Annotated in this window: 27 protein-coding genes; 13 read left to right on the plus strand and 14 right to left on the minus strand. The window is 64.3% G+C overall.

Translation table 11 applies throughout. The annotated features are described in order from the left end of the window. Positions 1-39 precede the first annotated feature (39 nt). Complete coding sequence (locus A9513_RS24410) at positions 40-255, minus strand: hypothetical protein (RefSeq protein WP_065327807.1); 216 nt, start codon at positions 253-255, stop codon at positions 40-42. Between the two features lie 310 nt (positions 256-565). Here A9513_RS24410 and A9513_RS24415 point away from each other — a divergent pair, with 310 nt between their 5' ends. Next, positions 566-1885, plus strand: a complete 1320-nt coding sequence (locus A9513_RS24415; RefSeq protein WP_065327808.1) for an MFS transporter — start codon at positions 566-568, stop codon at positions 1883-1885. Next, the gene (locus tag A9513_RS24420; protein WP_038803528.1) at positions 1882-2658 is read left to right on the plus strand and encodes a substrate-binding domain-containing protein; all 777 of its coding nucleotides are present in this window, start codon (positions 1882-1884) and stop codon (positions 2656-2658) included. Before A9513_RS24415 ends, A9513_RS24420 begins: the two co-directional genes overlap by 4 nt. Here the strand turns inward: A9513_RS24420 and A9513_RS24425 are convergent. Next, positions 2644-3552 carry a LysR family transcriptional regulator gene (locus A9513_RS24425; RefSeq protein WP_024763463.1) on the minus strand — a complete coding sequence of 303 codons (909 nt, stop codon included), beginning with the start codon at positions 3550-3552 and terminating at the stop codon, positions 2644-2646. The genes A9513_RS24420 and A9513_RS24425 overlap by 15 nt on opposite strands. A gap of 216 nt (positions 3553-3768) precedes the next feature. Further along, positions 3769-4722, minus strand: coding sequence for a GlxA family transcriptional regulator (locus tag A9513_RS24430; RefSeq protein WP_065327809.1), 954 nt, complete (start codon positions 4720-4722; stop codon positions 3769-3771). A gap of 108 nt (positions 4723-4830) precedes the next feature. Between A9513_RS24430 and A9513_RS24435 the strand changes: the two genes are divergently transcribed. Next, the gene (locus A9513_RS24435) at positions 4831-5625 is read left to right on the plus strand and encodes an SDR family oxidoreductase (RefSeq protein WP_024763461.1); all 795 of its coding nucleotides are present in this window, start codon (positions 4831-4833) and stop codon (positions 5623-5625) included. 74 nt (positions 5626-5699) lie between these two features. Here A9513_RS24435 and A9513_RS24440 read toward each other — a convergent pair whose 3' ends face one another. Further along, positions 5700-6197 (minus strand): helix-turn-helix domain-containing protein, encoded by a 498-nt coding sequence (locus A9513_RS24440; protein WP_037009055.1) that lies wholly within the window; start codon positions 6195-6197, stop codon positions 5700-5702. A gap of 110 nt (positions 6198-6307) precedes the next feature. On the opposite strand from A9513_RS24440, the gene fabF reads away from it, so the two are divergent. Beyond that, positions 6308-7576, plus strand: coding sequence for a beta-ketoacyl-ACP synthase II (gene fabF / locus A9513_RS24445; protein WP_065327810.1), 1269 nt, complete (start codon positions 6308-6310; stop codon positions 7574-7576). A 69-nt stretch (positions 7577-7645) separates the two neighbouring features. Here the strand turns inward: fabF and A9513_RS24450 are convergent, their stop codons facing one another. Continuing rightward, complete coding sequence (locus tag A9513_RS24450) at positions 7646-8548, minus strand: MerR family transcriptional regulator (RefSeq protein WP_065327811.1); 903 nt, start codon at positions 8546-8548, stop codon at positions 7646-7648. A 122-nt stretch (positions 8549-8670) separates the two neighbouring features. Between A9513_RS24450 and A9513_RS24455 the strand changes: the two genes are divergently transcribed. The 7 genes from A9513_RS24455 to A9513_RS24485 all read left to right on the plus strand — a co-directional run bounded on the left by A9513_RS24455 (position 8671) and on the right by A9513_RS24485 (position 14200). Continuing rightward, complete coding sequence (locus A9513_RS24455) at positions 8671-9123, plus strand: PAS domain-containing protein (protein ID WP_065327812.1); 453 nt, start codon at positions 8671-8673, stop codon at positions 9121-9123. Positions 9124-9232: 109 nt separating this feature from the next. Beyond that, a complete protein-coding gene (locus A9513_RS24460) occupies positions 9233-9655 on the plus strand; it encodes a nuclear transport factor 2 family protein (protein WP_065327813.1) in 423 nt (140 codons plus the stop codon). Continuing rightward, positions 9652-10407: an SDR family oxidoreductase gene (locus A9513_RS24465; RefSeq protein ID WP_037009048.1), complete on the plus strand. Its 756-nt coding sequence runs from the start codon at positions 9652-9654 to the stop codon at positions 10405-10407. The genes A9513_RS24460 and A9513_RS24465 overlap by 4 nt, the downstream gene beginning before the upstream one ends. 2 nt (positions 10408-10409) lie before the next feature. Continuing rightward, entirely contained in the window at positions 10410-11657 is a 1248-nt protein-coding gene (locus A9513_RS24470; protein ID WP_065327814.1) for an NAD(P)/FAD-dependent oxidoreductase, read from the plus strand. Beyond that, complete coding sequence (locus A9513_RS24475; RefSeq protein WP_065327815.1) at positions 11654-12469, plus strand: DUF1365 domain-containing protein; 816 nt, start codon at positions 11654-11656, stop codon at positions 12467-12469. Before A9513_RS24470 ends, A9513_RS24475 begins: the two co-directional genes overlap by 4 nt. Beyond that, on the plus strand, positions 12441-13709 hold the full coding sequence (locus tag A9513_RS24480) for a cyclopropane-fatty-acyl-phospholipid synthase family protein (RefSeq protein WP_065327816.1): 1269 nt from the start codon (positions 12441-12443) through the stop codon (positions 13707-13709). The genes A9513_RS24475 and A9513_RS24480 overlap by 29 nt, the downstream gene beginning before the upstream one ends. Further along, positions 13709-14200: a DUF2878 domain-containing protein gene (locus A9513_RS24485; RefSeq protein WP_037009046.1), complete on the plus strand. Its 492-nt coding sequence runs from the start codon at positions 13709-13711 to the stop codon at positions 14198-14200. Before A9513_RS24480 ends, A9513_RS24485 begins: the two co-directional genes overlap by 1 nt. On the opposite strand, the gene A9513_RS35195 is transcribed toward A9513_RS24485, so the two are convergent. The 5 genes from A9513_RS35195 to A9513_RS24505 are packed head-to-tail and all read right to left on the minus strand — an operon-like array spanning position 14165 to position 17303. Then, a complete protein-coding gene (locus A9513_RS35195) occupies positions 14165-14320 on the minus strand; it encodes a DUF2256 domain-containing protein (RefSeq protein WP_081754091.1) in 156 nt (51 codons plus the stop codon). The two genes, A9513_RS24485 and A9513_RS35195, sit on opposite strands and share 36 nt — an antisense overlap. Beyond that, positions 14317-15858 carry a cryptochrome/photolyase family protein gene (locus tag A9513_RS24490; protein WP_065327817.1) on the minus strand — a complete coding sequence of 514 codons (1542 nt, stop codon included), beginning with the start codon at positions 15856-15858 and terminating at the stop codon, positions 14317-14319. Before A9513_RS24490 ends, A9513_RS35195 begins: the two co-directional genes overlap by 4 nt. After that, complete coding sequence (locus A9513_RS24495) at positions 15855-16160, minus strand: DUF6482 family protein (protein WP_024766865.1); 306 nt, start codon at positions 16158-16160, stop codon at positions 15855-15857. Before A9513_RS24495 ends, A9513_RS24490 begins: the two co-directional genes overlap by 4 nt. A 49-nt stretch (positions 16161-16209) precedes the next feature. After that, positions 16210-16764: a DUF3833 domain-containing protein gene (locus tag A9513_RS24500; protein ID WP_037007694.1), complete on the minus strand. Its 555-nt coding sequence runs from the start codon at positions 16762-16764 to the stop codon at positions 16210-16212. Then, positions 16761-17303, minus strand: a complete 543-nt coding sequence (locus tag A9513_RS24505) for a chalcone isomerase family protein (protein ID WP_065327818.1) — start codon at positions 17301-17303, stop codon at positions 16761-16763. The genes A9513_RS24500 and A9513_RS24505 overlap by 4 nt, the downstream gene beginning before the upstream one ends. A 301-nt stretch (positions 17304-17604) precedes the next feature. On the opposite strand from A9513_RS24505, the gene A9513_RS24510 reads away from it, so the two are divergent. Next, entirely contained in the window at positions 17605-18669 is a 1065-nt protein-coding gene (locus A9513_RS24510; RefSeq protein WP_065327819.1) for a catalase family peroxidase, read from the plus strand. Next, positions 18666-19220, plus strand: a complete 555-nt coding sequence (locus A9513_RS24515; protein WP_024766869.1) for a cytochrome b — start codon at positions 18666-18668, stop codon at positions 19218-19220. The genes A9513_RS24510 and A9513_RS24515 overlap by 4 nt, the downstream gene beginning before the upstream one ends. Positions 19221-19317: 97 nt before the next feature. Here A9513_RS24515 and A9513_RS24520 read toward each other — a convergent pair whose 3' ends face one another. From A9513_RS24520 to A9513_RS24535, 4 genes are all read right to left on the minus strand, one after another. Further along, positions 19318-20316: an AraC family transcriptional regulator gene (locus A9513_RS24520; RefSeq protein ID WP_024766870.1), complete on the minus strand. Its 999-nt coding sequence runs from the start codon at positions 20314-20316 to the stop codon at positions 19318-19320. An 85-nt stretch (positions 20317-20401) separates the two neighbouring features. Continuing rightward, positions 20402-21184: an SDR family oxidoreductase gene (locus A9513_RS24525; protein WP_037009037.1), complete on the minus strand. Its 783-nt coding sequence runs from the start codon at positions 21182-21184 to the stop codon at positions 20402-20404. 210 nt (positions 21185-21394) lie between these two features. Beyond that, positions 21395-22765 (minus strand): chromate efflux transporter, encoded by a 1371-nt coding sequence (gene chrA / locus A9513_RS24530; RefSeq protein ID WP_065327820.1) that lies wholly within the window; start codon positions 22763-22765, stop codon positions 21395-21397. Then, positions 22758-23696, minus strand: coding sequence for a chromate resistance protein ChrB domain-containing protein (locus tag A9513_RS24535; protein ID WP_141678504.1), 939 nt, complete (start codon positions 23694-23696; stop codon positions 22758-22760). The genes chrA and A9513_RS24535 overlap by 8 nt, the downstream gene beginning before the upstream one ends. Positions 23697-23854: the final 158 nt, after the last annotated feature.

Consider the following 23854-nt stretch of genomic DNA (forward strand, 5'->3'; position numbering starts at 1 on the left):
GGCCACTCGGCGCGCAGCCGCTGCTGCAGGCGCCGATCCTTATCGTTCGGCTTGCCAGGCGATCAGTGCCGCCAAGGCTTCGCTGATAGGCGTGGTGTTGGCCTCCAGAACCTTCAGATGACGTCGGACGGCTTCGGCGGTGTCCGACGAGTCGCTTGCCTCCGCCCAGGTGGCGAGTTCCCGAATGGCGGCGCTTGTGGCATTGATGTTCTGGTTGAGACGGCAAACGAGCGAGGGGAGGGGGAAAGTGTTCATGATGACCTCCGCAGAGAGACTTCAGATCCACTCGGAAGCAAGAAAGGCCGTACCCATCGATACGGCCTTTTGCCGTGAAGTTGCTGCTCTCCAAACCACACGGCAGGGAAAATTTACCAAAAATAGTCTCTGATTCAAGCCCCCCGCGAGGCATCAGCACAGGGGTGTCGGTGAAGGGTGAAAGGCTTTATTGATAGATTTCATGCATCAATGAATGCAAACATAGCACTTATCGTTTCAAAGTGTGTCAAGCAGAATCCAGCGACCAAAAGCGCCAACAAGCCTAAATAAGATCGCTGGAGAACTCCCTATGCATGCCTCCACCACCCAGGGCCCGTCGTCCGCCCGCTCTAAGGCGGGTGCCGTGTTTCGCGTCACTTCGGGCAACTTTCTCGAACAGTTCGATTTCTTCCTCTTCGGCTTTTACGCCACGCAGATAGCCGCCGTCTTCTTTCCCGCATCCAGCGAGTTCGCTTCGCTCATGATGACCTTCGCCGTGTTTGGCGCAGGCTTTCTGATGCGTCCATTGGGAGCGGTGATTCTTGGGGCCTACATCGATGATGTCGGCCGCCGGAAGGGGTTGATCCTCACCTTGTCGATCATGGCCAGTGGCACCCTGCTGATCGTCCTGGTACCGGGCTATTCCAGCATCGGTCTGTGGGCCCCCTTGCTGGTGCTGGTGGGGCGCTTGCTCCAGGGCTTTTCGGCCGGCGCCGAGCTGGGTGGGGTTTCGGTCTACCTGGCGGAAATGGCGACGGCCGGGCGTAAGGGGTTCTACACCAGTTGGCAATCCGCGAGTCAGCAGGTGGCGATCGTCGTGGCGGCCGCCCTGGGGTACGGGCTCAATCAACTGATGTCACCGGCAATGATCGCGGATTGGGGCTGGAGAATTCCCTTTGCCATTGGCTGCCTGATCGTGCCGTTCATCTTCGTGCTTCGTCGCAGCCTGGAGGAAACCGAGGAGTTTGCCCGTCGCTCCGAGCGCCCCACCATGAAACAGGTATTCGCCACGCTGGGCGAGAACTGGCGTGTGGTCCTGGCCGGCCTGCTGATGGTGGCGATGACGACCACGGCGTTCTATCTGATCACGGTATACGCCCCCACCTTCGGCAAGACGGTGCTGAACCTGAGCACGACCGATGCCTTGCTGGTGACTCTGCTAGTCGGGATCTCGAACTTCATCTGGCTGCCCATCGGCGGGCATCTGAGCGATAGATTCGGGCGCAAGCCGATACTCGTCGGGATGACCGTGCTGGCCATTTTCACGGCCTATCCGGCGCTGTCCTTCCTGGCCCAGGCACCGAGCTTCGCGCACATGCTGCAGATCCTGCTCTGGCTGTCGTTCATCTACGGCCTCTACAACGGGGCGATGATTCCCGCTCTCACCGAAATCATGCCGGTGCAAGTCCGGGTGGCGGGCTTCTCCCTGGCTTACAGCCTGGCAACCGCCGTGTTTGGCGGCTTCACCCCCGCAATTTCTACCTGGCTCATTCATTTGAACGGCGACAAGGGCGCCCCCGGCTACTGGATGACCTTCGCCGCCGTCTGTGCGCTGTGCTCGACGCTGGTGCTTTACCGCGCAAGCTCCTCGCGTACTCCCTTCCTGCCTGATCGAGAGCTTGCTCAATGAAAGCACTGACCCAACATCTAGCCGCCCTGGCGCTTGGCCTTTGCGCGCTCAACAGCGCTGCACAGGCCGAAGAACTGAACGTCATGACGTCGGGTGGTTTCACCGCGGCATTTCAACGGCTGAGCCCTAAGTATGCGCAAAACAGCGGCGACACGATCCAGACCATCCTCGGCCCGTCCATGGGCAAGGCCCGCGAAGCGATCCCCAATCGACTGGCGAGAGGGGAGAATGCCGATGTGGTGATCATGGTCGGCTACGCCCTGGATGAGCTCATCAAGCAGGGCGTAGTGGATCCGGCTTCCAAAGTCGAGCTGGCGGACTCTCGTATTGGCATGGTGGTCCGAAAGGGTGCTGCCAAGCCGCGGATCGATAGCGAGGAGGCGTTCAGGAACAGCCTGCTGGACGCCGGCTCCATCGCTTATTCGGACAGTGCCAGCGGTGTCTACATCCAGAACAAACTGTTCAGGAAGCTCGGGGTGGAGCAGCAGGTGGAACCGAAGGCGAAGATGATCGAACGGATTCCGGTTGCCTCGGTCGTCGCCTCGGGCCAGTACGAGGTCGGTTTCCAGCAGGTCGCCGAGTTGCTGCCCATTGCCGGGGTATCCTTCGTCGGCAAGATTCCGGAAAGCCTGCAATCGGTGACCCGCTACTCCGCCGGTATCCCACGCAATGCGAAACACCCGGAGAAGGCCAGGGAGTTGCTGTCGTATCTCGCCTCGCCTGCCGCGCAGCCCGTCGTGCAGGCCTCGGGCCTGGACTCAGTCCCCCGGTGATTTCACCGGCGTGCTTTTGACCAGCCGCTCCAGCTCGAGCGCAGCGGGCGTCAGCGTGCGTCCGCTGTGCTTGATCAACCCCACGTTCCGCACCACCGCAGGTTCCTCCAGCGGAACGGCCTTGAGGATGGGGTGGCTGGTCCGTGGCATCGCGATCGATGGTACGGCGGCCACGCCCACGCCGGCTTCCACCAGCCCTATGGCGGTGGTGACATGTCTCGTTTCGCAAATGCTGTGGCGGGGCGGGACCACACGTTTCAAGGCCTGGCTCAGGATGAGGCGGTTGCCGGAGCTCTTGTCCAGCGCGATGTAGTCGTGCTCGTAGAGCTCGGACCAGGTCACCGACGGACGATCCGCCAGGGGGTGATCACGTCGGCAGGCCATTACGTATCGTTCTTCGAGCAGCAGTTCGAAGGTGATTTCCGGGCTGAGATTGCCGCTGAAGGTAACGCCGAAATCGGCTTCCCCGCTCGCGACGGCGAGGTTGACCTCATGCGCGCTGGCGTCCACCACCATGATCTTGATACGCGGATACAGCCGGTGGAACTCACTGATGACGTTAGGCATGAAGTAGTAGGCGGCCGACGGCACGCAGGCGATGGTGACGCGCTCCATCCGACTGGAGGCGACATCCGCAATGCTCATCAACGCATTGTCCAGTTGATCGAGCACCCGCTCGACTTCCGGCACGAATGCCCGACCCACCGCCGTCAGGCTGACCTTGCGGGTCGTCCTGTCGAACAGCCGAACATTCAAGGCCGATTCCAGCTTCTCGATACGACGGCTCAGCGCCGGCTGGGAGATCTTTACCGTCTCGGCGGCCTTGCGGAAGCTGCCCTTTTCAACAATGGCGCGGAATGCCTGAAGATCGTCCAGATCGAAGTTGATGCTCATGGGGCCGGCGATGGATTGATAATGAGGCGGCATCAATAGCACTTTCGGTCGCGCCGGGGAAGGCACCAATGGCGGACTGCGAGGCGTTAGCTGGGCAACGCGGATAAACCGGAGCGCCAGTCGCAAGCCTTCGTTGCGGATACACCAGTGTCCGTGAGTTCCTTCCGGACGGGATTGCGTCGGCAATCAGCGCGCCTTGCTGTCGGTCGCTGCTGGCTATGCCGGCATTACCCGGCGGGCATCGCGGCGCACGGCCTGTGGGGGCACCCCGAACCCGCGCATGAAGACTTCGCGCATGTGCCGGCGATCGCGGAAACCCGTTTCCCGGGCCACCACATCGAGCGAGTGGCGGCTTTGCTCGATCATCAGCCTCGCGGCTTCCAGGCGCAGTGCCTCGATCGCCTTGGCCGGGGATTGCCCTGTCTCGGCGGTGAACACGCGGGTGAACTGGCGGGGGCTGAGGTGGGCGACGTCGGCCAGCTCCTCGACGCCCAGTGGTTGCCTCAGATGCTGGCGTGCATAGTTCAAGACGCTCTGGATGCGGTCGGACTTGGGGGCAAGGTCGAGCATTTCCGAATGCTGGGATTGGCCGCCGGAGCGGTGCTGGTGCATTACCAGCTTGTGCGCCACCGAGCGCGCGACTTCTGCGCCCAGGTCCTTCTCCACCATGCCGACGGCCAGGTCGAGGCCGGCGGTCATGCCTGCCGATGTCCAAAAAGGGCCATCGACGATGTAGATACGGTCTTCCTCGACCATGATTTGCGGATGACGTTTCTGCAGGGCCTGGGCATAGGCCCAATGGGTCGTCGCTCGCCGCCCGGCGAGCAGTCCTGCTTCGGCGAGGATGAAAGCGCCGGTGCAGATACCGACCGCACGGCGCGCCTGGCTGCCGGCCTTGCGCACGAAGTCGAGAACTTCGGGGGTTGGCTCGCTCTCCAGCGGGTCGTTGACCCCGACCACCATCCAGGTATCGGCCAGCCGTGGCGCTTGCAGAGGACGGGTCTCCATGGTCAGGCCCAGCGAGGATCGCACCAGGCCACCAGCTGGCGAGAAGTGCTCGATGCTGTAGACCGGTTTACCGACGGCCAGGTTGGCGAACTCGAAGACCGTCTGGGTGGCCAGGGAGAGCACCTGGAAGCCATCGGTGAGCAGATAGCCAATGCGATGCATGATGATATCCTGAATGTCCTGAAATACTACCTTATACGTCATTTGAGATGCAGCCAAGTCGTCGCATCCTGACCTCCAGCCTTCCCCAACCCTCGCTGGAGCATCGACATGACCCACACTCATCCTGGTACTGCCCTGATCACTGGCGCCTCGTCCGGCATCGGCGCCATCTATGCAGAACGCCTGGCCCGCCGTGGCTACGACCTGATCCTGGTCGCCCGCAATCGTGGTCGTCTGAATGCGCTGGCCAAGCGCCTGAGCGATGAAACCGGTCGCGCCATCGAGGTGGTGGTCGCCGATCTGGCCGACAGAACCGATCTGGCGCAGGTCGAGGAGCTGCTGCGGTCGGACGCGAGCATCTCCTTGCTGGTGAACAACGCCGGCATCGGCGCCACCCGTCCCTTGCTGGAATCCAACATCGACAGGCTGGAGGATCTGCTCACGCTGAACGTGAACGTGCTGACGCGCCTGACCTACGCCGCCGTGCCCGGCTTTGTCGCTCGCGGCGGCGGCACGCTGATCAACATCGCCTCCATCGTTGCCATCGCGCCGGAGGTGCTGAACGGTGTGTACGGCGGCTCAAAGGCGTTCGTCCTCGCCTTCAGCCAGTCCCTGCGCCATGAACTGGCGGACACGAACGTCCGCGTACAGGTGGTGCTGCCCGGTGCGACCGCCACCGACTTCTGGGGCCTGGCCGGCACGCCGCTGGAGCATCTACCGGACGCCATCGTGATGAAGGCGGATGACATGGTGGATGCGGCACTCGCCGGGCTCGACCAGGGCGAGTTCGTCACCATTCCGGCGCTACCGGAAATCGCCGACCTCGATGACTATGAAGCGGCGCGCCAGAAATTGATGCCCAACTTGTCGCGCAGCTTGCCCGCAGCCAGATATCTGGGGTGAGCGGTGAGGGGCCGAGCCTGCTGTGAGGGGCTCGGCTCGACGCGCTCAGCGGGGAGTCGCGAAGGGCCTGCCGATCAAGCGTCCTGCGGGGGCCGGCTGGTTCCAAGGCGCCGCCGCATCGGGTCGCTGGCCGCCGGTCCTGCCTGCACCGTGCAGTGATCCAGCGGCACGCAGCGGCCCTCGGAGATTTCGGCCATGATCCGGTGTACGGGCCTTCCGCTCTCCCGCTCGACCAACTGCACGCTTTCCTCGCCCTGCACGTAATGGCGATTCCCCCAGGCCACAAGTGCCATGAGGACGACTCGGAAGTCTTCGCCTCGGGGCGTGGGTACGTATTCGTAGCGCAACGGGCGCTGACTGTACGCCTGGCGCTCGAGCAACCCCGCCTCGACGAGTGATTTCAGGCGCCGGGTCAGCATGTTCGGAGCGATTTCCAGGCTGCGGGAAAACTCATCGAAGCGCCGCAAGCCCTGCAGCGCGTCACGCATGATCAGCATGCTCCACCATTCACCAACCCGCTCCAGGCTCAGTGCGATGGGGCATTCGGCTTCGGCAAAAGTCTTGCGCTGCATGGTCGGCCTTCTTTTGAAAAGGATAAATAGTAGTCCGGCATGTTACTTTCATGATGATAGTAACGTCCATGCAGTGTGATCTCTCAATCTGCAACAGGAGTGGGGCCCAAATGAACAAGCGTATCGTCGTTACGGGGATGGGGGCGGTCAGCCCGCTCGGCTGCGGAGTCGAACCGATATGGAAACGCCTTCTGGCCGGCCAGTCGGGAATTCGCCGGCTGGCGCCTGAGCTGGTCGGTGATCTGTCGGTCAGCATTGGCGGCCAGGTGCCGGATCGGTCCCAGGACCCGGAGGCCGGCTTCGATCCGGATCAACTGCTGGCGGCCAAAGAGCAGCGCAAGATGGACCGTTTCATCCTGTTCGCCCTGGCCGCAGCCAAGGAGGCGCTGGCACAGGCCGGCTGGTCTCCCAGCACGTCCCTGGAGCAGGAACGCACGGCGACCATCATTGCGACGGGTGTAGGTGGGTTCCATTCGATTGCCGAGGCGGTACGGACCACCGACAGCAAGGGGCCGCGCCGCTTATCGCCCTTCACCATTCCCTCGTTCCTGAGCAACATGGCGGCCGGGCATGTATCCATTTTCCATGGTTTCAAGGGCCCCCTGGGTACGCCGGTGACCGCCTGCGCCGCCGGCGTGCAGGCTATCGGGGATGCCGCGCGGATGATCCGCGCGGGCGAGGTGGATATCGCCGTCTGCGGTGGCGCGGAAGCGACCATTCACCGGGTGAGCCTCGCCGGTTTTGCCGCCGCACGGGCGCTTTCCAGCCAGTACAACGACACCCCGGAGCGCGCCTCCCGGCCCTTCGATACGGGGCGCGATGGGTTCGTCATGGGCGAAGGCGCAGGCCTGCTGGTCATCGAAGAGATGCAGCACGCGCTGGCGCGTGGCGCAACGCCGCTGGCGGAGCTGGTGGGCTACGGTACCAGTGCCGATGCCTATCACATGACCGCGGGTCCCGAGGACGGGGATGGCGCTCGCCGAGCCATGCAGCAAGCGCTGCGGCAGGCGGGTGTCGAGGCATCCCAGGTCCAGCATCTCAATGCCCACGCCACCTCGACTCCGGTCGGCGACAAGGGCGAGCTGGCTGCCATCAGGACCGTGTTCGGCAGCGGCAGCAATGTCGCCATCAGCTCGACCAAGTCGGCGACGGGCCATCTGTTGGGCGCCGCTGGCGGCATAGAGGCGATCTTCACGATCCTGGCGCTACGCGATCAGGTGGTACCCGCCACGCTGAACCTGGAGGTACCTGATCCCGCGGCCGATGGCCTGAATCTGGTCAGCGGCAGCGCCCGGCCCATGCCATTGGAGTACGCACTGTCCAATGGCTTTGGATTCGGCGGGGTGAACGCGAGCGTCCTCTTCCGGCGCTGGGGTTGAGCCGTGCGTCCCGCATCCTGTACGAACTTGGCGTGTTGTACAGCTTGCCGGGGCGTCGATCGCGTGCGTTTACAGCTGCAGGGCGCCGCGCAGCAGCAATCGCAGTCGCTGCGCGCCGAGTGCCGGACCACTACCCAGGGCCGCTATGGGCACCCCCGTAGCGGCGTTGGCAATGTCCTGCGCGGCTTCGCCGATCAAGGCCAGCGGGCAATCGATCGCCATCTGTAATCGCTCCAGGCGTTTGATCGCATCCGCCGACAAGACCACATGGGCGAGCAACACCAGCGCGGCCGGCTGCATCGCCGCGCAGACCAGTGGCAGTTCTTCCGGCGGCGCACCCGGCGCCAGGGGCTGGACGCGTAGATCCTCGCCCCCCAGCAACAAGCCCGTGGCCAGCAATTCGAATTCCTGTGTCGTCCCGGCGGCATCGGCCAGCAGCACGCCGGCGCCGGGCGCGCGGCTCATCTGCAGGCGAAGGAGGACGCGGGCGCGCAAGAAGGCGTCGAGGAACGCCCACTGGCTGCGGGAGCCGAAGCCGTTGAGCGTGAGCAGGGAGCGCCACAGCGGCAGGAGGATGTCCTCCAGCAGCGTCGAGAGGGGAAAGATGCTGTAGGCCTGGCCGTAGAGCCTGTCGAGTTCGCTCTGGTCGAACGCCGCCGTGGCGCGGGAAAATGCGTCGCGCCACTGCTGGCGCTCGTCGCCGGGCTGGGCCGATTCCTGCCGCTGGCGCTGGGCGAGCAACTCGCCAATCTTGCCTACCGCCATGCCCCGGCCGGTCCACAGCAGAATGTCCTGGATGGTCTGCAGATCCTGCGGGGTGTACAGACGATGCCCGCCATCGGTGCGCAGCGGGCTGACCAGGCCGTAGCGGCGCTCCCACGCCCGCAGGGTCACCGGGTTGATGCCGGTGAGGCGAACCACCTCGCGCATGGGCAGCAGATCGCTGGGATCGATATCGGATAGGTCGTTCATGGTGCGGCCTGGCGGCGAAGGAGCCTGGATTGTAAACCAGCGGCAAGGCTTGTGGCCGAGCTAGGCAGTACCCGGTCGCCCGACTACCCTAGGCGGATCGCAGCGAACCGGATGGAAAACCCATGATCAATGCCAAACTCCTGCAACTGATGGTCGAAGCCTCCAACGACGGCATCGTGGTGGCCGAGCAGGAGGGAGAGGACAGCATCCTGATCTATGCCAACGCGGCCTTCGAACGCCTGACCGGGTTTGCCGTCGACGACATCCTCTATCAGGACTGCCGCTTCCTGCAGGGCAGCGAGCGGCAGCAGGCCGGGCTGGAGGCCGTGCGCGAGGCGATCCGCGCCGGGCAACCCTGTCGCCAGGTGCTGCACAATTTCCGCAAGGACGGCACGCCGTTCTGGAACGAGCTGTCGATCACCCCGGTGCGCAACGAAGCGGACCAGCTCACGTACTTCATCGGCATCCAGCGCGACGTCAGCCGCGAAGTCGCGGCTCAGGACCGCGTGCGCCAGTTGGAGGCCGAGGTCGAGGCGCTCAAGGAGCAACTCGCCGCGCTGAAGCCCCGCCAATGATCTGTAGTAAAAATTGTACAAGTAGACTTGATTTGTACAATTAATGCCGTAGGCTTCGCTTGTACCTGTACAGAAAATAATAGTTGTACAGGATTTGCCGGAGCCCACCATGTCCTCGTTTCTGGAATCCTTCGCCAAGTGCTTTGCCTCGCTGGACGCATCCAGTCTGTACCGGCTCGGCGACCTCTACAGCCAGGACGTGAGCTTTCAGGACCCGCTGCACCGCGTGGATGGTCTCGCCGAGTTGCGCCGCTACTTCGAGTCGCTCTACGCCGATGTCCAGGAGCTGCGCTACGACTTCCACGGCTTCGATGAAGTGGGCGAGGGGCGCGGCTACCTGCGCTGGACCCTGCATTTCCGCCATCCGCGGCTGGGGGGCGGCAAGTTGATCGTCGTGGAAGGCTGCAGCCATCTGTGCTGGGGCGAGCGCGTGGAATTTCATCGGGACTATTTCGATGCCGGAGCGCTGCTTTATGAGCATCTGCCGGTCATGGGCGGCGTCATCGCCTGGCTGAAGCGGAGGCTGGCATGAGCCGCCTGTGGTTGACCGGAGCCAGCAGCGGCATCGGCGCGGCGCTGGCCGAACGGCTGCTCGCTGAGGGCCACAGCCTGGCCGTGACGGCACGCCAGGCCGCACCGTTGCAAGCGCTGGCCCAGCGTCACGGAGCGCGCGTACTGGTAGTGCCCGGCGACATCACGGACGCCGGCCAGGTCCGGGAAATCGTCCGCCGCATCGAGCAGGCCTGGGGGGCGCTGGATCGCGTGGTGCTCAATGCCGGGACCTGCGAATACCTCGAGCCCGGCCGTTTCGACGCGGCGTTGGTGGAGCGCGTGGTGAGGACCAATGTGCTGGGCGCCGCGCAATGCATCCAGGCGTGCCTGCCGCTGCTGCGCCAGGGCGTGCGACCGCACCTGGTGGTCATCGGCAGCGCGGTGACCTGGCTGGCCTTGCCCCGCGCCGGTGCCTATGGGGCCTCCAAGGCCGCGCTGCGTTACCTGCTGGAATCGCTGCGCATCGACCTGGCGGGCGAGGGCATCGATACGACCCTGGTGAGCCCCGGCTTCGTGGAGACGCCGCTGACCCGGCAAAACGATTTCCCCATGCCCATGATCTGGCCGGTGGAGCGCGCTGCCGAGCATATCGTCCAGCGCCTGGAGTCCCGTCCGTTGGAGATCGCCTTCCCGCGTGCCTTCGTCCTGATCCTGCGGCTGCTGGGCGCGTTGCCCTCGCGCTGGCGCCTGGGGCTCGGTCGACGGCTCGCCCGCCGTCCGGCGGAGGCCTGAGCATGCGCATCGCGATTATCGGCAGCGGCATCTCCGGCCTCACCTGCGCCCATCTGCTGGCGCGCAGTCACGAGGTCTGCGTCTTCGAAGCCTCCGACTGGATCGGTGGCCACACCCACACCGTGGATGTGGACTGGCAGGGCCAGCGCTACGCCGTGGACACCGGCTTCATCGTCTTCAACGACTGGACCTACCCGCGCTTCATCCAGTTGCTGGATCGTCTGGGCGTTGCCTCGCGGCCGACCCAGATGAGCTTTTCCGTGCACGATCCGGCCATCGGCCTGGAGTACAACGGCCATGACCTCAACACCCTGTTCGCCCAGCGGCGCAATCTGGTCTCGCCCGGCTTCTGGGGCATGCTGCACGACATCCTGCGCTTCAACCGCGAAGCGCTCGAAGACCACGCCGAGCAGCGCATTCCCCTGACGTTGACGCTCGGCGACTACCTGCGCGCTGGCGACTATGGCGATCGCTTCATCGAGCATTACATCGTGCCGATGGGCTCGGCCATCTGGTCGATGTCGCGCGCCCGCATGCTGGATTTTCCGTTGCAGTTCTTCATCCGCTTCTTCGCCAACCATGGCCTGCTGTCGGTGAACAACCGACCGCAATGGCGTGTGGTGGAAGGGGGCTCGCGCAGTTACGTGGCGCCCTTGACGGCGGGGTATCGCGAGCGGATCCGTCTGAGCTGCCCGGTGCACCGCGTCCGGCGTGATGCGCAGGGCGTGGAGATTCACAGCGCTGCGGGAATCGAACGATTCGACAAGGTAGTGTTCGCCTGTCACAGCGACCAGGCCCTGGCCCTGCTGGAGGCGCCTAGCGCGGCTGAGCAGACGGTGCTCTGTGCTCTCGGCTATGCCAGCAACGAAGTCGTCCTGCATACCGACACCCGCCTTTTGCCGCGGCGTCGTCGCGCCTGGGCGAGCTGGAACTACCGCCTCGGCGGCCCGGAAGATGCGCCCGCGGCGCTGACTTACGACATGAACCTGCTTCAAGGAATCGAGGCGCCGGTGACGTTCTGCGTCAGCCTCAACCAGACCGAGCGCATCGACCCCGCCAAGGTGCTGGCGCGCTTCGACTACGCCCATCCGCAATTCAGCCTGCCGGGCATCGATGCGCAGGCCCGGCGCGGCCTGCTGCAGGGGCGGCAGCACAGTTATTTCTGCGGTGCCTATTGGGGCAACGGTTTCCACGAGGACGGTGTGGTCAGCGCCCTCGAAGTCGCCGGTCATTTCGGGGAGCGGCTGTGAACAGCAGCCTCTGCCGTGGCTGGGTGGTGCACCGGCGCCTGCTGCCTCGCGTGCATGCTTTCCGTTATCCGGTGGGCATGATTCTGCTGGACCTGGCCGAGCCAGCGTCTGTGATGCGGCTCTCGCCGCTGTTGCGTGCCTCGCGTTTTGCTCCACTGAGCTGGCGGGAAAGTGACTACCTGCCCGCTTGGACGGGGACCGGGATGTCGCTGGAGGAGGCCGTACGCTGCCTTCTGCGCGAGGCACTGGGCGAGTCGCCCGCCGGGCCGATCCAGCTGCTCACCCAACTGCGCAGCTGGGGCCTGTGGTTCAACCCGGTGAGCTTCTACTTCTGCCACGACCGCGAAGGCCGCCTGGCTGCGATCCTCTGCGAGGTACGCAATACCCCCTGGCGTGAGCGCTACCACTACGTGCTGCCGGTGAAGCCCGGCGCACCCCAGGAATTCGCGGTGGCCAAGGCCTTCCATGTCTCGCCGTTCCTGCCCAGGGAGATGGAGTACCGGATGCGCTTTCACATCGATCAGTCCCGTGTGCATGTACAGATGGAGAACTGGCGCGCCGGCCACCGGGTGTTCCAGGCCCATCTCGATCTGCACCGCCAGGAGCTGAACGGCGCGGCGCTGCGGCGGCACCTGCTGGCATTCCCCTGGATGAGCCTGCGCACCGTTGCAGCCATCTACTGGCAGGCGTTACGCCTGCTGTTCAAGCGCATCCCTTTGCACGACCACCAGGCGAGCGACCATCGCCTGAGTGTCGGCCACTGTGCCGTCGAGGAGCCTGACCATGACAGAACCCACCCTGAGCGCCGATAAAGCCGTTGGCGCCGCACCTTTGGCCGGCAACCTGTTCCGTCAGGCGGTGCTCGCTCGCCTGCGGCGACTGCGGCATGGCTGGCTGCAGGTGCGTCGCGCCGATAGCCTGCTGGACTTCGGCGACCGGCGCAGTCCCTTGCGCGCGGTGATCGACGTGCATGACGACGCCGTATGGGGGATGGTGGCGTGCAACGGCTCGATCGGCGCAGGGGAGGCCTACATCCAGGGATACTGGAGCAGCCCGGACCTGGCGCTGGTCACTCGGCTGTTCGTCGCCAACCTGGACGTGCTCGATGCGATGGAGGGCGGCCTGGCGCTGTTTGCCAAGCCTGCGCTGCGTCTGCTGCACTGGCTCAACCGTAACAGCCGCCGCGGCTCGCAGCGCAATATCCGTGCACACTACGACCTGGGCAACGACCTGTTCGAGCGCCTGCTGGACCCGACGCTGATGTATTCCTCGGCGGTGTTCCAAAGCCCTTCGCAGAGCCTGGAACAGGCGCAGTTGAACAAGCTGGAGGTCATCTGCCGGAAGCTCGATCTGCAACCGCAGGATCATCTGCTGGAGATCGGCACCGGCTGGGGCAGCCTCGCGCTGTATGCTGCCACCCATTACGGCTGTCGTGTGACGACCACGACGCTGTCGGAGCAGCAATACGCCTGCGCCCAATACCGCATCCGCGAATGCGGCCTGGAGGATCGCGTGACCCTGCTGATGCAGGATTACCGCGAGTTGCGCGGCAGCTACGACAAGCTGGTGTCCATCGAGATGATCGAAGCGGTCGGCCATCGCTACCTGCCCGACTACTTCCGTTGCTGCGCTGCCTTGCTCAAGGACGACGGGCTGATGCTGCTGCAGTCCATCACCATCCGCGACCAGCGCTACGAGCAGGCGCGGCGGTCGGTGGACTTCATCCAGCGCTACATCTTCCCCGGCGGCGCGCTGCCTTCGATCACCACGCTGCTGCAGACCGCGACGCAGCACACGGGGCTCAACCTCATCCATTTGGAAGATTTTGCCGGGGACTATGCGCTGACCCTGCGGCATTGGCGCGATAACCTCCGGCAAGCGCGCACCGAACTGCTGGAACTGGGCTATGACGAAAGCTTCCAGCGCCTGTGGGAGTTCTACCTGTGCTATTGCCAGGGCGGCTTCGAGGAGCGCGCCATCGGCGTGGCGCATCTGCTGTGGGCCGGGCCTGCGGCGCGCAAGGCGAGCCTGGCGGATCACCTGGACGCCTGATGCACCGGCGCCTGCCTCTGCTGGCCAACGCGATCTGGCTGCAGCTTGGCTGGTGGGGTTGTGTGCTCGGGGCGCAGCGGCCCGTGCTGTTGGGTGTGGTAGCGCTCGGGCTGCTGGCGCACCTGGCGTTGTGTCGGCGAAAAGTGGAAGAGGGCATCGCGGCTCTCGGCGTAGCCCTGGCCGGTTGCGTGCTGGATGCGACGCTGGGTTGGCTGGGGTTTTTCGATTTTCACGGGGCCTTGCTGCCGGGCTGGCTGGTCCTGCTCTGGCTGGTGTTCGCCAGCGGGTTGCGCCACAGCCTGGCCTGGGCCGCGCGACCGGTCTGGCGCGGCGCTTGCCTGGGCGCTCTGGGCGGGCCGTTGGCGTATTGTGCGGGCGCACCGCTGGCAGGAGTGGGCCTACCCCTGGGCATCGCGTGGTCGGCGTTGCTGCTGGCGCTGGTGTGGGCGGCCGCGCTACCGCTGATGCTGCGCTTCGCGCTTGGCCGGTGAGCGTCGGCAGCGCTCGGAGCAATAAAGCACCTCATCCCAACAACGTGCCCAGCGCCGCCGCCAGGTGAAAGGGCGGCTGCAGACGGCGCAGATCTTTTGCGGCAGCACCGATTTCCTCATAGCGCCTGCCCCGCATCCAGGCGCGCGAGCAGGGCCTCGCCGCGTAGCCACAGGGCCAGGCTGCGTTCATCGTCCATGCGTTGCAGATTGCGATAGGGCATCGACAACCGCGGATTGTTGCCGAGCCGCTCGCGGTGGCGCATGAGGAAGTGCCAGTACAGGGCATTGAAGGGGCAGGCATCTTCCTCTGTCGCTTTGTCGACCCTGTAGCGGCACGAGTCGCAGTGGTTGGACATCCGCTGGATGTACCGCCCGCTCGCGCAATAGGGCTTGGAGCCCAGGTAGCCGCCGTCGGCGTGCATCACCATACCCAGCGTGTTGGGCAGTTCGACCCAGTCGAAGGCATCCAGGTACACGGCCAGGTACCAGTCACAGACGGCCGGGGGCGCGATACCCGCCAGCAAGGCGAAATTGCCGGTGACCATGAGCCGCTGGATGTGGTGCGCGTAGCCCAGCTCAAGGGTCTGACCGATCGCCTGGGCCATGCAGCGCATGTCCGTCCTGCCGGTCCAGTAGAACTCCGGCAGCGGGCGGCTGTTACCCAGCACGTTGAGCTGGGCGTACTCGGGCATGCGCAGCCAGTAGATGCCATGCACATACTCGCGCCAGCCGATCAGTTGGCGAATGAAGCCCTCGGCCGCGTTCAGCGGGACCCGTCCCTGGCGATAGGCCTGCTCCACATCCTCGCCAAGCTGACGCACCTCCAGCAACCCGATGTTCAGCGCGGCGCTGATGCGGGCGTGGAACAGGTAGGGCTCGCCTTCGGCCATGGCGTCCTGGTAGTCACCGAAAGCCGGCAGGGAGAACTCCAGGAAGTGCTGCCAGAGCTCCTGTGCCTGGGAGTGGGTTACCGGGTAGTCGAAGCCCTGCAGACGGCCGTAGTGGTCGCTGAAGCGCGCACAGACCAGCGCCATCACCTCGCGGGTGATGGCGTCCTGGCCGAAGCGTGCCGCAAAGGGTCCGCGCAGCCCTCGCGGCAGGGGTTTGCGGTTGTCTGCGTCGAGATTCCAGGTGCCGCCCACGGGGTGGCCGTCGGGCTCCATCAGCAGGCCGGTGCGCCGGCGCATCTCCCGGTAGAAGTGCTCCATGCGCAATTGTCGACGCGCCCCGGCCCAGCGCGCGAATTCCTCGCGGCTGCACAGGAAGCGGCGGTCTTCGTGCCAGCTCAGCGGCACCGCGCTGTCTCGCAGCGCCTGCTCCAGCCGCCACTCGCCGCATTCGGTGAAATGCACCTGCGGTTCACCCAGAGCGGCATGCCAGCGTTCGACTTCACCGGCGATGCTGCCGCGGTTTTCGGGATCGTCCAGCGCCACGTAGATTACCCGCCAGCCGCGCTCGCGCAGCGCCTGGGCGAAGTGGCGCATGGCGCTGAAGATGAGCACGATCTTCTGCGGATGATGGGGCACATAGCGTGCCTCCTGATTCACCTCGGCCATCAGGATCGCGTCCTGGGCGGGGTCCAGCACCTCGAACAGCGACAGCTCGAAGCTCAACTGATCGCCCAGCAGCAGACCGAGCCGGCGTGGCTTCTCCATCATTCGCGGCGCTCCAGCGAAAGTGGCACACGAAGCGGCGCAACGGCTGTCGGATGTGAAGCGCAGATCTCGTCGTGGACGCAATGCTGCACCAGCTCGCAGGGTAGTGACGCCCATTCGGCCAGCACTGCACGTACCTCGGTGGTCGAGCGCAACTGCAGCACCTGCTCGCGTTCGCCGCGAATCGGCCGCAAACCCTCGGCCAGGCGCGCCTGCAGCACATAGAATCCGCCCTCCAGCGAAATCACTTCGATAGCCTGGATATGCCCGGCCGTGGCGGCCTGTGCGAATTCCTGCAACGTCATGGAGTACTCCTGGCCGGCACGGCCGTCGGAATAGAGGTGTGCGCCTGCCTCAGCTTCTGCTGGGATCCGCGGCGCCCTCTCGGCGGAAGAACAAGGTCACCTGCCCGAGTTCGACGCCGAACTTGCGCATGCTGGAGCGATTGATCAGCGTGTCGTCGTCCATGAGGTACATCCAGTCGTCGAAGCTCACTTCCCAGGTGGTGCCGTCAACTTCCAGGTTCAGGCGGTAGCGCCAGCGCAGTGCGTTGCCGGCGACTTCTCCGGTGGCTTCGCCCACCACGTCGGCGGCGCGTCCCCGCCAGCGTCCGGTGCCGTCGGGGGTCAGGGTCCAGACGCGCTGCTGGCGCGTACCGTCGCTGTAGAGGAAACGCTCATCGAGGATCAGTCGCTCGCCTTCGCGGCGGCTGGTGATGTCCACCGCGAAGCGCTTGACCACTTCGCCCGAGGGTTTCTGGAAGATGCCCCAGGCTTTCACCGGGCCGGCGAAGAATACCGGCAGGTCCAGGCTCGGGCGCTCCTTGGCGTAGTGTTCGACGCCGACATTGCCGCAGCTGCCCAGCAGCAGGCTGGCGATGATCAGGAACAGGCGCATTGTGTGGTTCATGGTTGCTCTCCGCTCAGGCCAAGCAGGTCGCGGCGCAGTTCCGGATTGCGCGTACGCGGGTCCAGCCAGATGGAAAAGAACGCCCGGGCGAATCGGGCGTCGCTCACCGCATGGCGAAGCCTGCCGTCGACATAGAAGCGGCAGCCCACGCCGGGCAGATAGACCCCGGTGATCCGTTGCCCGGGCTGCACATCGACGAAGCCCTGGCGCATCTCTCGGGCCCAACCCGCCAGCAAGGCTTCGTCCTCGGTGCCCAGTCGGCGCATTTCGTCGAGGCTGGCCTGCACCAGGGTGTCCTGCGACAGCGCGCGCCGATACACCAACTCCAGCGCGAAGGCATGCGCCCAGCCTGAGGTTGCGCCGGCGCTCCAGAGATGCGCCTCGTACACCACGAAGCCGAGCCAGGTGAACTGGCCCTGACCAACCTGCGTGGCTCCCGGGATTTCGCTGCGCCAGTCGGCGCTGCCCGGCGAGGCCCACAGACTGCAGAACAGAGCGAGCCCCAGACAGAGAGACAGGGAACGGGTCGGTATGCGCATGACGTGGGCCTGTGAATGCATACCTCAATAGTTGTACAGAAATTATTAAATGTACAGATAATGCGTGAGCGGCCTGTAGTCTGCTCTAGGATCACTGTCGCAGTGGAAGTCCCTGATCCATGGCCGGTATCGGCCGCTTTAAAGCCATGTTCAACACGTTGGTGCGGGGGGTGGGAGGCAATTTGCATACAGTGTTTGAATGAAATTGTGTGCATAGTCTTGTTGTTGTATAGATAATGGCCCGGCGCGTTCAGTTCGCCGGCCGCGCGCAATGACTCCCCAGCCTGCTGATAACCACACCATGCCCTACGACCTTTCCCTGACCCGAAACCAACGCCTGTTGCGCAGCGCGTGCATTGCCGGAGCTCTGTGCGCCGCCATCGGCCTGTTCGCCTGGAGCGCCGGCTGGCTGGGAGCCGACCGGCTCACCAGCGCCCAATTGATCGATCGCATGGAGGCCAATGCCGGGGTCCATCCCGGATACCGCCGCGCCCATCCGCGCGGCATCTGCTTCAGCGGCTATCTCGAAGTGAGCGGCGACGTGGCGCCGCTGTCGCGGGCAGCGCTGCTGCGAGCAGGGCGGGTACCGGTGCTGGGGCGGCTCTCGGTAGGCGCGGGCAATCCCCATGCCGCAGACACCAGCGTACCTGTGCGCAGCATGGCGCTCCTGCTGCGCCAGCCCGATGGCCAGCAGTGGCGCATGGCGATGAACAATCCGCCGGTGCTCGCGGTACGCACGCCGGAGGATTTCTACGAGCAACTGGGTGCCATGCGGCCGGACCCGGGGACAGGCAAAAACGACCCCGTGCGGGTCAAGCAATTCTTCGATGCACACCCCGAAAGCGCCGAGTTTCGTGCCTGGGCGGCGGCCTACCGGCCGAGCGACAGCTTCGCCAGCACGGCGTACAACAGCATCAACGCCTTCGTCCTCGTCGATGCACAAGGTCAGCGCCATGCGGTGCGATGGTCGATGGTGCCGCAACTGGCCGCTACGCCACTGGGCTCTCAGGGCGTGGCTGACGATGCCTTGCAGCAGGACCTGCTGCAGCGCCTGAAATCCGGCCCGCTGCGCTGGACGTGGCGATTCACCCTGGCGGGCAGCGGTGATGCGGTGAACGATCCGACCCATGCGTGGCCTGCCGAGCGCACGCAGTTGGACGCCGGAAACCTGGTGATTGAGCAGGCGCGCGCACAGCTGGAAGGCGACTGCTACGGCTTCAATTTCGACCCGCTGATCCTGCCCGATGGCGTGGAACCCAGCGATGATGCCATCCTGCGCGCACGCTCATCGGCCTACGCGCAGTCCTATCGGCGCCGGACCTTCGAAGGTCAGCCCTCCAGCCAGCAGCCGGGAGCTCAACCGTGAAAGCGCCTGTCGATTCCTTCCATCCGCTGCTTCGCCTGCTGCACGGCCTGATGGCGTTGTTGGTGATTGCCCTGCTGTTCATCGGCGTTGCGATGGTTGCCAGCGTCGGCGGCAGCCAGCCTCAACTGGTGGCGTGGCACAAGCAGCTCGGACTGGCCTTGCTGGTGCTTCTGCTCGTTCGCCTGCTCGTGCGCAGCGTCACGGCGCGTCCGGCCCTGCCGGCATCCGTGAAGGCCTGGCAGCGTCACCTGGCAGGACTGCTGCACTTTGCGCTGTATGTTCTGCTGGTATTGCAACCCCTGGTCGGCTGGGCCATGCAAGGGGCCGCGGATTATCCGCTGCGCCTGGCCGGCTGGCACGTGCCGCCGCTGGTCGATGCCGATGCGGGCCTCTATGGTCTGCTGCGCTGCGCCCATGGCTGGATCGCCTACGGTCTCTTCGGCTTGATCCTTGCGCATGCCGGCGCCGCGCTGGTTCATGCTCTGCTGTATCGCGACGGTGTCTGGCAGAGCATGTGGCGGGTTCGCTCCAACAGGTCGCGCGACAGCTGAGGAGTGCTGGAACGTCTGCCTGCTAGCCATTCCGAGCGCGGATGGTCGTCCGCTATCGATCGGGCGCGTGGCCGGTAGCTGACCTCGGCAGCTGGCTTCAATAGGCCTGCTGGCTGCGGTACTCGCCCGGGGTCATGCCCGTCCAGGCCTTGAAGGCGCGCAGGAACGAGTTGGCATCCTGGAAGCCGATCAGAAAGGAGATTTCTCCCGCGGAGAAGGTGGAGCGAGAGAGGTAGTGACGAGCGAGGTTCGCTCGGGTGTCGTCGAGTACCTCCTGATAGCTCAGTGCCTCGTCCGCCAGGTGGCGTTGCAGGGAGCGTTTGCTCATCGCCAGACGCTCGGAGACATCCTGAATGCTGCTGCGCCCGCTCGGCAACATGTCGAGCAATGCGCTGCGCACGCGTGCACGGGTGCTGGCACCGGTCTCCAGCATCGAAAGCCGCTGCTGCAGCTCCGGTTCGAAGAATTGCCACATGGCGACGTTCTCGGTCAGGAAGGGGCGCGCGGCATCTTCCGCCGAGAACCGGATCCGGTTGCGCCGGCCTTCTTGCAGGCGACATCCGAGGAAACCTTCGCACGGGGCGGTCTGGCTCGGCAGAGCGGCCAGCTCCGCCTCCAGCGGTTTGATGGTCTGTCGGGTGGCGAGCCGTGCCAGGTGGGTGAGGAACACCAGTTCCAGGGCGCAGAGGCTGCGCGGCAATGGCTGGTCGTAACCGTAGCAGTCGATGAAGACGTCCGTGTGCATTGGGTGGACGAAGACCTCCAGCGCCAACGGGCCACAAAGGCGCTTGTACTCGGCAAGACGAGTAAGGGCGCTGTTGAGGTCAGGGCTGCACAGGCAGGCAAATAGCGGCGGATCGAAAGCTTCCACCGAAATGGCGCCACCCAGCCGTAGCGGCAAGTGGGATTCGCCGACCAATTGCTCCAGGCCCAGAAAGAGCCGGAAATACTCTGGCGGAGACAAGGTTGCATCCTTGCGGCTGAACAGGTCGGCGGGCAGTTCGGCGAGGGCCAGCAGGTCTCCGGCTGTGATGCCCAGATCGGCGATGATCAGCTTCCAACCGGGGTGCACAACAAAATGCCTGGCTTGTTTCATGGGCGCGGTGTCTCTTTGAATCAGCTTGCAGGCTCGCGGATCATCAGGCGGCACGCCGCCTTTCAGGGCATCGCGCTGCGCTTGCTCAGGATGCCTTCTCCATCGCCTGGCGCGATAGCTTGAGCACCATTCTGCGAGGGAGCAGGGGGACGATCCAGTCGAGCATGATCCGCAACTTGCATTCGTTGAAGGCGACCAGTTGGCCCCGCTCCATCGCCTTGTAGCCGCATTGTGCAACGGACTCTGCCGTCCTGGCATTCTTCCAGACTTCCACGCCCTGCAGATCGCCCGCGGCGACGAAACCGGTCGCGACCGCACCTGGACATAGTGCGGTGGCAGTTACCCCGTACTCGCTAACCTCTTCGGCAACCGCCTGGGTGAAGGATGTGACGTAGGCCTTGGTGGCGTAGTACACCGCCTGCAGGGGGCCTGGCATGAACGCTGCGGTGGACGAGACATTCAGGATGCGCCCCCGCCGGCGGGACACCATACCCCGGAGGTAGAAGTGGGTCAGGGAGGTGAGCGCCGCCATGTTCACCTGCATCATGGCCTGGTCGGCGCTGAGATCGCGCTCCACGAACTTGCCATGTCCGCCGAAGCCGGCGTTGTTGATCAGCACATCGATGGTCAACCCCAGGGATTGAGTGGCATGGAAGATGCGATCCGCGGCGTTCGGGTCGGCCAGATCGTCAGCCAAAACGTAAGCTTTTACAGCGTACTGCGCCTGAATTTCACGTTTCAGAGCCTCCAGCTTGTCGCGCGAACGGGCAACCAGGACGACATCGCCGCCCTTGCTGGCATGGATGCGAGCCAGTTCCAGTCCAATGCCGCCGGACGCTCCGGTGATCAATGCAGTGCGGTTACCCATGACATCTCCTGTCTTTCGATCAAACCAAGAATGAGGAGATGGTAAGGATCAGCCGGTACTGGGGCACTAGCCTACGGCGCCATGATTAATTCCGATCACGCCAGGCTGCTGCAGCAAACGCAGGAAAGGATGGCGCGGCTCTGTCGCTGAAATAAGCGGAGAGAAAATCGTTGTCGGTAGCCAGTGACCGAGAGCGAACCCAGGAGTAAATCACATCCCGGCCCGGAGCATATGCACGGCCAGGCCCGTCAGGGCGCAGGCTATCAGCGCTTGAATCACACCAGCCTTGTAGCGGAACAGGGCGATTGCGGCTGCCAGGGCGATCAGCGCCGAAGGCCAGTCGAAGTGCCCCTCGAATCCGGCGGGCCAGAGAACGTGGTAGCCGAAGAACAGCGCCAGGTTCAGGATCACGCCCACCACCGCAGCGGTGATGCCGGTGAGCGGTGCCGTGAACTTCAGTTCGTTATGCGTCGACTCCACCAGCGGGCCGCCGGCGAGGATGAACAGGAAAGAGGGCAGGAAGGTGAACCAGGTGACGAGGCTTGCCGCGACAGCACCTGCGAGGAAGGGATGATCGGCGCCAAACATCGGCTGAACGTACCCCCCCACGAAGCCCACGAATGCAACCACCATGATCAGAGGCCCTGGCGTGGTTTCGCCCAGGGCCAGGCCATCGATCATCTGGGCTGGAGTCAGCCAGCCGTAGTGACCGACTGCACCCTGATAGACATAAGGCAACACAGCGTAGGCGCCACCAAAGGTGAGCAATGCCGCCTTGGTGAAGAACCAGCCCATCTGCGTGAGTGTCCCTTGCCAGCCGAAAGCGCTCGCCAGCAGCCCCATCGGCAGCAGCCAGAGAACCGCTCCGACCAGCAGCAGCTGTAGCAGGCGTGCCCAACGGAACCGCGCGTGCTCGGGAGTGGGGGTATCGTCATCGATCAGGGCGGGCCCGTAGCCGACTTTGCCTGCCTGATGACTCCCGCCGATGACGAACTTGGCAGGCACTAGCCGACCACCTATGTAACCGATGATGGCAGCTGGCAGAACGATCAGTGGGAAAGGGAGGCTCAGCGCGAAGATCGCGACGAAGGAGGCCGCAGCGATCGCCCACAACCAGCCGTTCTTCAGTGCGCGCGTGCCGATGCGATGCGCGGCGTGCATGACGATGGCGGTCACCGCTGGCTTGATGCCGTAGAAGAGACCGGCCACGACCGGTATTTCGCCGAAGGCGATGTACAACCACGAGAGGCCGATCAGGATGAACAGCGATGGCACTACGAAGAGGGCGCCGGCTATCACTCCGCCCCAGGTGCGGTGCATCAGCCAGCCGATGTAGGTGGCCAGCTGCTGTGCCTCGGGGCCGGGCAACAACATGCAGTAGTTGAGTGCATGCAGGAAGCGTCGCTCGCTGATCCAGCGCCGACGTTCGACGAGTTCCTGGTGCATGATCGAGATCTGCCCGGCGGGTCCGCCGAAGCTGATGAATCCGAGCTTGAGCCAGAAAAGAAAGGCGGAGAACAGTCCAACCGGCCTGGCGTGATTCGCGGCGGAATCAGAGGCGCCTGGATGGAATTCATCCATGATTCTTCTCCTCGCTGGCGAACGCGGTCAGCAGGCCGTCAAACACACCGGCAGCCGTCTGGAAGAGCTGGTCATCGTCGGTGATGCTCTCGCGCAACCCCGCCAGCACACGCTCGATGCCGGAAGCTTCAGCGGGCTGGGCACCTCCCACGTCCAGGTAGTGCACGAGTTCGGCCAGGCGTCGGAGACCGGGGGCCTCGAGCTGGAAGCTCGCCTGCAGCGTCTCGAAGGTGACGCGTTGCCCGTTGTGGCTGAAGGTGGCGCCATCAAAATCGAAGCCCAGAGTATCTTCCGGACAATCACCCGGCGATTCCAGCCAGAGGATTCGTGCATCCGAATCGATGAAGCGGCGAATCAACCAGGCACTGGCCAGACGATCCACCCATGGGCGGCGGCGGGTTGCCCAGCGTCGGCCCTGGAAGTCCGCGCGAACCAACCGCTCGATGGGTATCTCGTGGCCGCTCGGTTCGTCAGGTGACAAGGCACGGCTGATGGCCGTTTCCAGGTCTCTCAACGCCAGGTCGACCTTTTCCCTGGCGTCACCAGGGAAGAAGTCGATAACAGCGACCTGCCCGAAGCTTTTGCGCAGCTTCCTCACCTGACGTGCCGTTTGCAGAGCATTGTCGGGGGAAAGCTCGGCATGGCAGGTGGAGATTTCCTCTCGAAGCTTGCCGTACTCCTCGGCGCGATCAAATAGTGCTGCAAAGCGCTCAACTGGCTGCTGGACAGAAAACAGAAGCGCAGTGCCGTTGATGGCCAGCACGTTGTGTTCGATAGCTTCCAGCGCGGCGCGTCCTGCTTTCTGATCAGGCAGCAGGTAGACACCATCGCGCAGCACAGCGGCTCCGCAGGCTTTCAGCGCCCGCCAGGCACGCATGCGTTCGGTGGCGTTCGCTGTAGGCAATCCGAGTACCAGTAGCAGCCAGTTCATCTGTAGAGTTCGCAACATAAAATGTCTATAGCTCTACATTATCTGTGTTGCTCAGGCACGTAAAGGACAGTCCTCTGAGGTGATTGCAGACGGTGATGGTTTTCTTTCCAGTACTCTGAGGTGCAGCCATTGGCCGAAAGCCGACTCGCTCAGAAACA

It is taken from the genome of Pseudomonas sp. AU12215, assembly GCF_001675465.2.
Taxonomy (GTDB): domain Bacteria; phylum Pseudomonadota; class Gammaproteobacteria; order Pseudomonadales; family Pseudomonadaceae; genus Pseudomonas; species Pseudomonas nitroreducens.